Source organism: Pseudomonas sp. R19M, assembly GCF_050312585.1.
In the GTDB taxonomy this organism is placed as follows: domain Bacteria; phylum Pseudomonadota; class Gammaproteobacteria; order Pseudomonadales; family Pseudomonadaceae; genus Aquipseudomonas; species Aquipseudomonas palleroniana.
In genome coordinates this window covers 71,454-77,453 of record NZ_JBNPJV010000102.1, presented here as the reverse complement: position 1 = coordinate 77,453, position 6,000 = coordinate 71,454, and the positions used below count along the sequence as shown (strand labels likewise).

The following is a 6,000-nucleotide window of genomic DNA, read 5'->3' as shown; positions in this document are numbered from 1 at the left end:
CTGCAAAAAAGAAAAGGCCCGGTTTGCGTGGAACCGGGCCTTTTCCGTAGTGCGCGTTGAATCAGTTGCGTTCGAGGGCGAGGGCTACGCCTTGGCCGCCACCGATGCACAGCGTCGCCAAGCCTTTCTTTGCATCACGCTTGATCATTTCATGCAGCAGGGTGACCAGCACGCGGCAGCCGGACGCACCGATCGGATGGCCGATGGCAATGGCACCGCCGTTGACGTTGACCTTGTCAGCGTCCCACTCCAGCTCTTTACCCACCGCCAAAGACTGCGCGGCGAAAGCCTCGTTGGCTTCGATCAGGTCCAGGTCACTCAGTTGCCAACCGGCTTTGTCCAGGCAGCGGCGTGTCGCCGAGACCGGGCCGATGCCCATGATGGCCGGGTCGACGCCGGCATTGGCGTAGCTGGCAATGCGCGCCAATACGGGCAGGCCGAGGGCGCGGGCTTTATCGGCGCTCATCAGCAGCACGGCAGCGGCGCCGTCATTGAGGCTGGAAGCATTGCCGGCGGTGACGCTGCCGTCTTTCTTGAACGCAGGTTTGAGCTTGGCCAGGGATTCGGCGGTGGTGCCGGCACGGGGTTGTTCATCCACGGCGAAGGCGACGGGATCGCCTTTGCGCTGGGGGATCAGGACTGGCGTGATCTCATCGACAAAACGCCCGGCCTCGATGGCGGCGACGGCTTTTTGTTGCGAGGCGGCGGCGAAGCTATCCTGGGCCTCACGGCTGATACCGTACTTGTCCACCAGGTTTTCGGCGGTGATACCCATGTGGTAGTCGTTGAACGCATCCCACAGGCCATCGGTGATCATGCTATCGATCATCTTGGCGTGGCCCATGCGCAAACCGGTGCGCGCGCCAGGCAAGACGTACGGCGCCAGGCTCATGTTCTCCATGCCACCGGCAATGATCACCTCGGCGTCACCGCAACGGATGGCTTGGGCGCCCAGGTGCAGGGCCTTGAGGCCCGAACCGCAGACCTTGTTCAGCGTCAGGCTGGGCACCGCGTGGGGCAAGCCGGCCAGGATCGAGGCCTGGCGCGCCGGGTTCTGGCCGGAGCCTGCGGTCAGTACCTGGCCGAGGATCACTTCATCCACCTGGGCCGGGTCCAGGCCGGTCTGCTCCAGCAGGCGGCGGATCACGGCAGCGCCCAGTTCCGGTGCCGGAATGCTGGCCAGTGAACCCTGGAAGCTGCCCACGGCGGTGCGGGTGGCAGCAACAATCACGACGTCTTGCATGGAATCTGTCCTCACTGGAAGTGCATTTCTGGAACGTGGTCCGGGACAATCAGTTTACCGGCGGTCTTGCTCACAATCTCCTCGACGCTGACGCCAGGTGCGCGTTCCTTGAGGACAAAAGCGCCATTTTCGATTTCCAGGTAGGCCAGGTCCGTCAGAACACGCTTGATGCAGTTCGCACCGGTCAGCGGCAGGCTGCATTGGCTGAGCAGCTTGGACTCACCGTCCTTGGACGCGTGGGTCATGATCACGATGATGTTTTCCGCTCCGGCCACCAGGTCCATGGCGCCGCCCATGCCTTTGACCAGCTTGCCGGGGATCATCCACGAGGCGATGTTGCCTTGCACGTCCACTTCAAACGCACCGAGCACGGTCAGGTCGACATGGCCGCCGCGAATCATCGCGAAAGACTCGGCGGAGGAGAAGATCGAGGCGCCGATACGCGCGGTCACGGTCTGCTTGCCGGCATTGATCATGTCGGCATCGATGGTGTCTTCGGTCGGAAACGGGCCCATGCCCAGCAGACCGTTTTCCGACTGCAGCATCACTTCCATGCCTTCGGGAATGTAGTTGGCCACCAGGGTCGGAATGCCGATGCCGAGGTTGACGTAGAAACCGTCCTGCATTTCGCGGGCGACGCGTTGAGCCATTTGTTCGCGGGTAAGAGCCATGTTTTTTTCCTCTTATTGTCTGGGCTGGAGGCGGATTATTTGCGGACGGTGCGCTGTTCGATGCGCTTCTCGAAGGTGCCGCAGATGATCCGGTCGACGTAGATGCCAGGGGTGTGGATCTGCGCCGGGTCCAGCTCGCCCGGTTCGACGATTTCCTCGACTTCGACCACGGTGATCTTGCCCGCAGTAGCGGCCAGCGGGTTGAAGTTCTGAGCGGTGTGGCGATAGATGACGTTGCCGAAGTGGTCGGCTTTCCAGCCTTTGACGATGGCGAAGTCACCGGTGATGGACTCTTCCATCAGGTAGGGGCGACCGTTGAATTCGCGGGTTTCCTTGCCTTGTGCAACCGGAGTGCCGACACCGGTTGCCGTGAAGAAGGCCGGAATGCCGGCGCCGCCGGCGCGCATTTTTTCCGCCAGGGTGCCTTGGGGGGTCAATATCACTTCGATTTCGCCGCTGAGCAGCTGCTTCTCGAACAGTGCGTTTTCACCGACGTACGAGGCGATCACCTTGCTGATCTGCTTTTCTTCCAACAGCACGCCCAGGCCAAAACCATCCACGCCGCAGTTGTTGGAAACCACGGTCAGGTTGCGGGTGCCTTTGCGCTTGATCTCGGCAATCAGGTTTTCCGGAATGCCACACAGGCCAAAACCACCGGACAACACGGTCATGCCGTCTTCCAGGCCTGCCAGGGCTTCTTCATAGGACGCCACGCGTTTATCGAAACCTGCCATACGCACCTCTTTTATTGTTTGTGGGCCAGCCAATAAACCGAGTGTTGCGCCGAAGCATTGATTTGTTAAGTTGTTTTTTAAGGTTGATTGATTTAAAAAACAGCATAGTCGCCTGGCCGTTCGGAGTCGCCTCATGACCGTTAAACAGATGCGTGCCTTTCTCGCCGTGGCCCAGAGCCTGAGTTTTGCCGCGGCCTGCGAGCGTCTGCACCTTTCCCAATCGGCGCTGAGTCTGACCATCAAGGGCCTGGAAGAGGGATTGGGCGGACGCTTGTTCAGCCGCAATACCCGTAACGTCGCGCTCACCCCTGAAGGTGAATCGCTGTTGCCGCTGGCGCGTCGGCTGATCGCCGACTGGGACAATGCCGAGGATGAACTACGCCAGCGCTTCACTTTGCAGCGCGGGCGCGTGACGGTGGCGGCGATGCCATCGTTCGCGGGCAACCTGTTACCGCCGATTCTCAAGATATTCCGCGAACGTTACCCCCAAGTGAACGTGACGGTGCACGACCTGATCAACGAGCAGGTACTGGAGATGGTGCGCGACCGGCAGGTGGAATTGGGAGTGGCGTTCGAGCCCTCCGAGGCTTCTTCGCTGGCATTTACGCCGCTGTACCTGGACCGGTTCATCGCGGTGGTGCCGGGCGATTCACCCTTGGCCGAGCGCGTCGAAATCGACTGGAAAACCCTGTTGGCGCAACCGTTCATTACCTTGCAACGGCCATCCACTGTGCGGGTCATGCTGGAGGAGCACCTCGGCGCCCTGCAGATGAAGCTGCCGGTGGCTCTGGAAAGCCATCAGTTAGCCACGGTGGGCAAGATGGTTGCCAGTGGATTGGGCGTCAGCGCTGTCCCCGCTTTATGTGCGCGGCAGATGGAGGAAGCGGGTGCCCACTGCATCACCTTGAGTGATCCGGTGATCGAAAGGCCCATTGGCGTGCTGACCAAGCCGGGGCATGAACTTTCGGCGGCGGCGCAGGTATTGTTTGATATCTTCAGGGATGAAGCGGGGAAGGGCAGGTTTCCAACTTTCTAAGTACGGCCACTATAAATATGGGAGCTGGCTGGCCAGCTCCCATACAAGGGTGAGTACTACTTGCCAGTTAGTAGTAGCGGTCGATCACTTTAACTTGTGAGTTGTCTTTGAAAGACGCCCACGCATTGTTAAGTGTGTCGAACACCTGCTCGATAAAGTTGCGATCAGCTGCAGCCTTCTTGCCGACATAACCCTGGCCGCGGCGGTACATCTTCAGGCGCGCCGCCAGTTCACGGTTATTGCGGTCGAACTCGGCTTCTTCGGTGTGGGGCGCCAGGCAGTCGATTTTCACTTCGCCCGATTTACCTACCCACAGGATATGGTCGTCGAGTGTGTCTTTCTGCGCTGCGAACATTTCAGCCAATTCATTGATAGTTGGTTGGTTGTTCAGATTCATGTGTAAGCCCCTTGACCAGTTGGCGATCTATCAGTTGATTCACGTTAGTTGTCTCCGGTTCCGAAAACCGGGCGTCAGCGACTGTCTGCCGAATACGGGCAGGGTCTTGAACCTGATGCATGTAGTCTTGCTGATGAACTGCTACGCAATGGTTTCATAACGAAGACAAGCAGCGTTTGAGCTCCTTGTACCGAGCCTTGCGGGCCGGTCAGCTTCATCAATCTGCCTTGTGGGCAGTGCACATCCGGAAAAAACAGCTCGGCGGTCAGACGAGCTTGTTCAAAACACGGGTTACCGACGCTCCCGATCCGGGAGACGTCTAGATCATGCAAGGACAAAAACGTTACGTCAACGGTTATGTAGTGATTATTTTAAAGCACTACATAAACTGCTGTAGGGACGGGGGCCTGCCGTAAAACGTGACTTGAGCGTCATTTATTGGAAGACAGGTCGAGGTCAAAAGTGGCTATGTAGTGAGCGGGGCAAGCCCGCTCACTACAGGCATTTCAGTCGTTCGGCCAGCAGGGGTAGCAGCCGCTCGCAGGATGCTTCGATCTTCATCTGTAAAAGGTCGTCTGCGCGGGTCTTGCCCAGGTTGATGGCAATCACCGGCTTGCCTTGCTCGATCATCGCTTTGCACAGGCGAAACGCTGAATAGGCCATCAGTGAGGAACCCACCACCAGCAAGCCTTCGGCGTGCGCCACCGCAGCCATTGCCTTGGCTGCCGTGGCTTGGGCGACATTCTCGCCAAAAAACACCACGTCCGGTTTCAACCGTTGCCCCTTGCAATGGGGGCAGTGGGGGACCTGGAAGCGTTCTTCAAAGGCGGGGTCGAGCAATGTATCGCCGTCGGGCGCTTGTACGGCGTCGACATCCGCCAGGTACGGGTTCTGGCTTTCCATCACCCGTTGGATCAGATCGCGCTCGCTGCGCTGCTGGCAGTCCAGGCACAGCACCCGGTGCAGGCTGCCGTGCAGTTCGATCACATCATGACTGCCGGCCTGATCATGCAGCGTGTCGACGTTTTGCGTGATCAAGCCGCTGATTTGTTCGCGGCGTTGCAACGCGGCCAGTGCCAGATGCGCCTTGTTTGGTTGCGCAATGCGTACCCGTGGCCAGCCCAACATGGCGCGAGCCCAGTAACGACGCCGCGCCTGCGGGGTGGCCAGGAACTCCTGGTACATCATGGGTGCCTTGCCCCGGCGCACGCCCTCGCTGTCGCGATAATCGGGGATGCCCGATGATGTACTGATCCCCGCACCGGTCAGTACCAGAAAGCGCCGTTCGGCCATGGCCTGGTGCAGGGTGTCGAGGTGGTCTTCCTGATGTTCCAGCGTATCCAGCATGGGTTCCCCTATTCGCCGCGGATGTACTGCTCCAATTGCTTGATCAGGTCAGCCTGGCTGGCGATGGCCTCCTTCACCAGGTCTCCGATGGACAGCAGGCCCAGCAGTTGACCGTTTTCGACCACGGGCAGGTGACGAAGGTGGCCGTCGGTCATGATGTTCATGCACTCATCGACCTTTTTGTGAGTGTCGACGGTTATCACCGGAGAACTCATCACCTCATGAACCTTGGTCGTGACTGACGATAGCCCCTTGAGCATGATTTTGCGTGCGTAATCCCGTTCGCTGATGATCCCTACCACTACGCCTTCCTTGACCACCGGCAAGGCCCCGACGTTTTTCTCCGACATACGAACCAGTGCTTCAAATACGGTGTGGTCCCATTGGATGGTATGGACGTCCTGGTTTTTCTGGTCCTTGGCTTTAAGCACTTCTGCAACGGTTTTCATGGCGGCCACTCCGGTGTTGTTGTTAGGAAGTCAGGGTCCTCCTACAGAATCCTAGACGGGCCACGGGGCCGCAAGGTCCAAAGCGGCGTTAAACCTGTCGAAAAGCGTCATTCGCTGGATTTT

The 6,000-nt window shown here is 59.0% G+C and carries 7 protein-coding genes; 1 reads left to right on the top strand and 6 read right to left on the bottom strand.

Annotated elements, in window-relative coordinates; all coding sequences use genetic code 11:
* Positions 1–61 precede the first annotated feature (61 nt).
* The 3 genes from ACQRBT_RS26180 to ACQRBT_RS26170 are packed head-to-tail and all read right to left on the bottom strand — an operon-like array spanning position 62 to position 2,648.
* The gene (locus tag ACQRBT_RS26180; RefSeq protein ID WP_161550142.1) at positions 62–1,243 is read right to left on the bottom strand and encodes an acetyl-CoA C-acetyltransferase; all 1,182 of its coding nucleotides are present in this window, start codon (positions 1,241–1,243) and stop codon (positions 62–64) included.
* Between the two features lie 11 nt (positions 1,244–1,254).
* Positions 1,255–1,914, bottom strand: a complete 660-nt coding sequence (locus ACQRBT_RS26175; protein ID WP_065872325.1) for a CoA transferase subunit B — start codon at positions 1,912–1,914, stop codon at positions 1,255–1,257.
* Between the two features lie 35 nt (positions 1,915–1,949).
* Positions 1,950–2,648 carry a CoA transferase subunit A gene (locus ACQRBT_RS26170; protein WP_060756453.1) on the bottom strand — a complete coding sequence of 233 codons (699 nt, stop codon included), beginning with the start codon at positions 2,646–2,648 and terminating at the stop codon, positions 1,950–1,952.
* A 133-nt stretch (positions 2,649–2,781) separates the two neighbouring features.
* Here ACQRBT_RS26170 and ACQRBT_RS26165 point away from each other — a divergent pair, with 133 nt between their 5' ends.
* On the top strand, positions 2,782–3,684 hold the full coding sequence (locus ACQRBT_RS26165; protein ID WP_090372079.1) for a LysR family transcriptional regulator: 903 nt from the start codon (positions 2,782–2,784) through the stop codon (positions 3,682–3,684).
* A 67-nt stretch (positions 3,685–3,751) separates the two neighbouring features.
* Here the strand turns inward: ACQRBT_RS26165 and ACQRBT_RS26160 are convergent, their stop codons facing one another.
* From ACQRBT_RS26160 to ACQRBT_RS26150, 3 genes are all read right to left on the bottom strand, one after another.
* Positions 3,752–4,081: a hypothetical protein gene (locus ACQRBT_RS26160; RefSeq protein ID WP_060756451.1), complete on the bottom strand. Its 330-nt coding sequence runs from the start codon at positions 4,079–4,081 to the stop codon at positions 3,752–3,754.
* Positions 4,082–4,576: 495 nt separating this feature from the next.
* Positions 4,577–5,428, bottom strand: a complete 852-nt coding sequence (locus ACQRBT_RS26155) for an NAD-dependent protein deacetylase (protein WP_104993255.1) — start codon at positions 5,426–5,428, stop codon at positions 4,577–4,579.
* 8 nt (positions 5,429–5,436) lie between these two features.
* A complete protein-coding gene (locus ACQRBT_RS26150; protein WP_412046957.1) occupies positions 5,437–5,877 on the bottom strand; it encodes a CBS domain-containing protein in 441 nt (146 codons plus the stop codon).
* Positions 5,878–6,000: the final 123 nt, after the last annotated feature.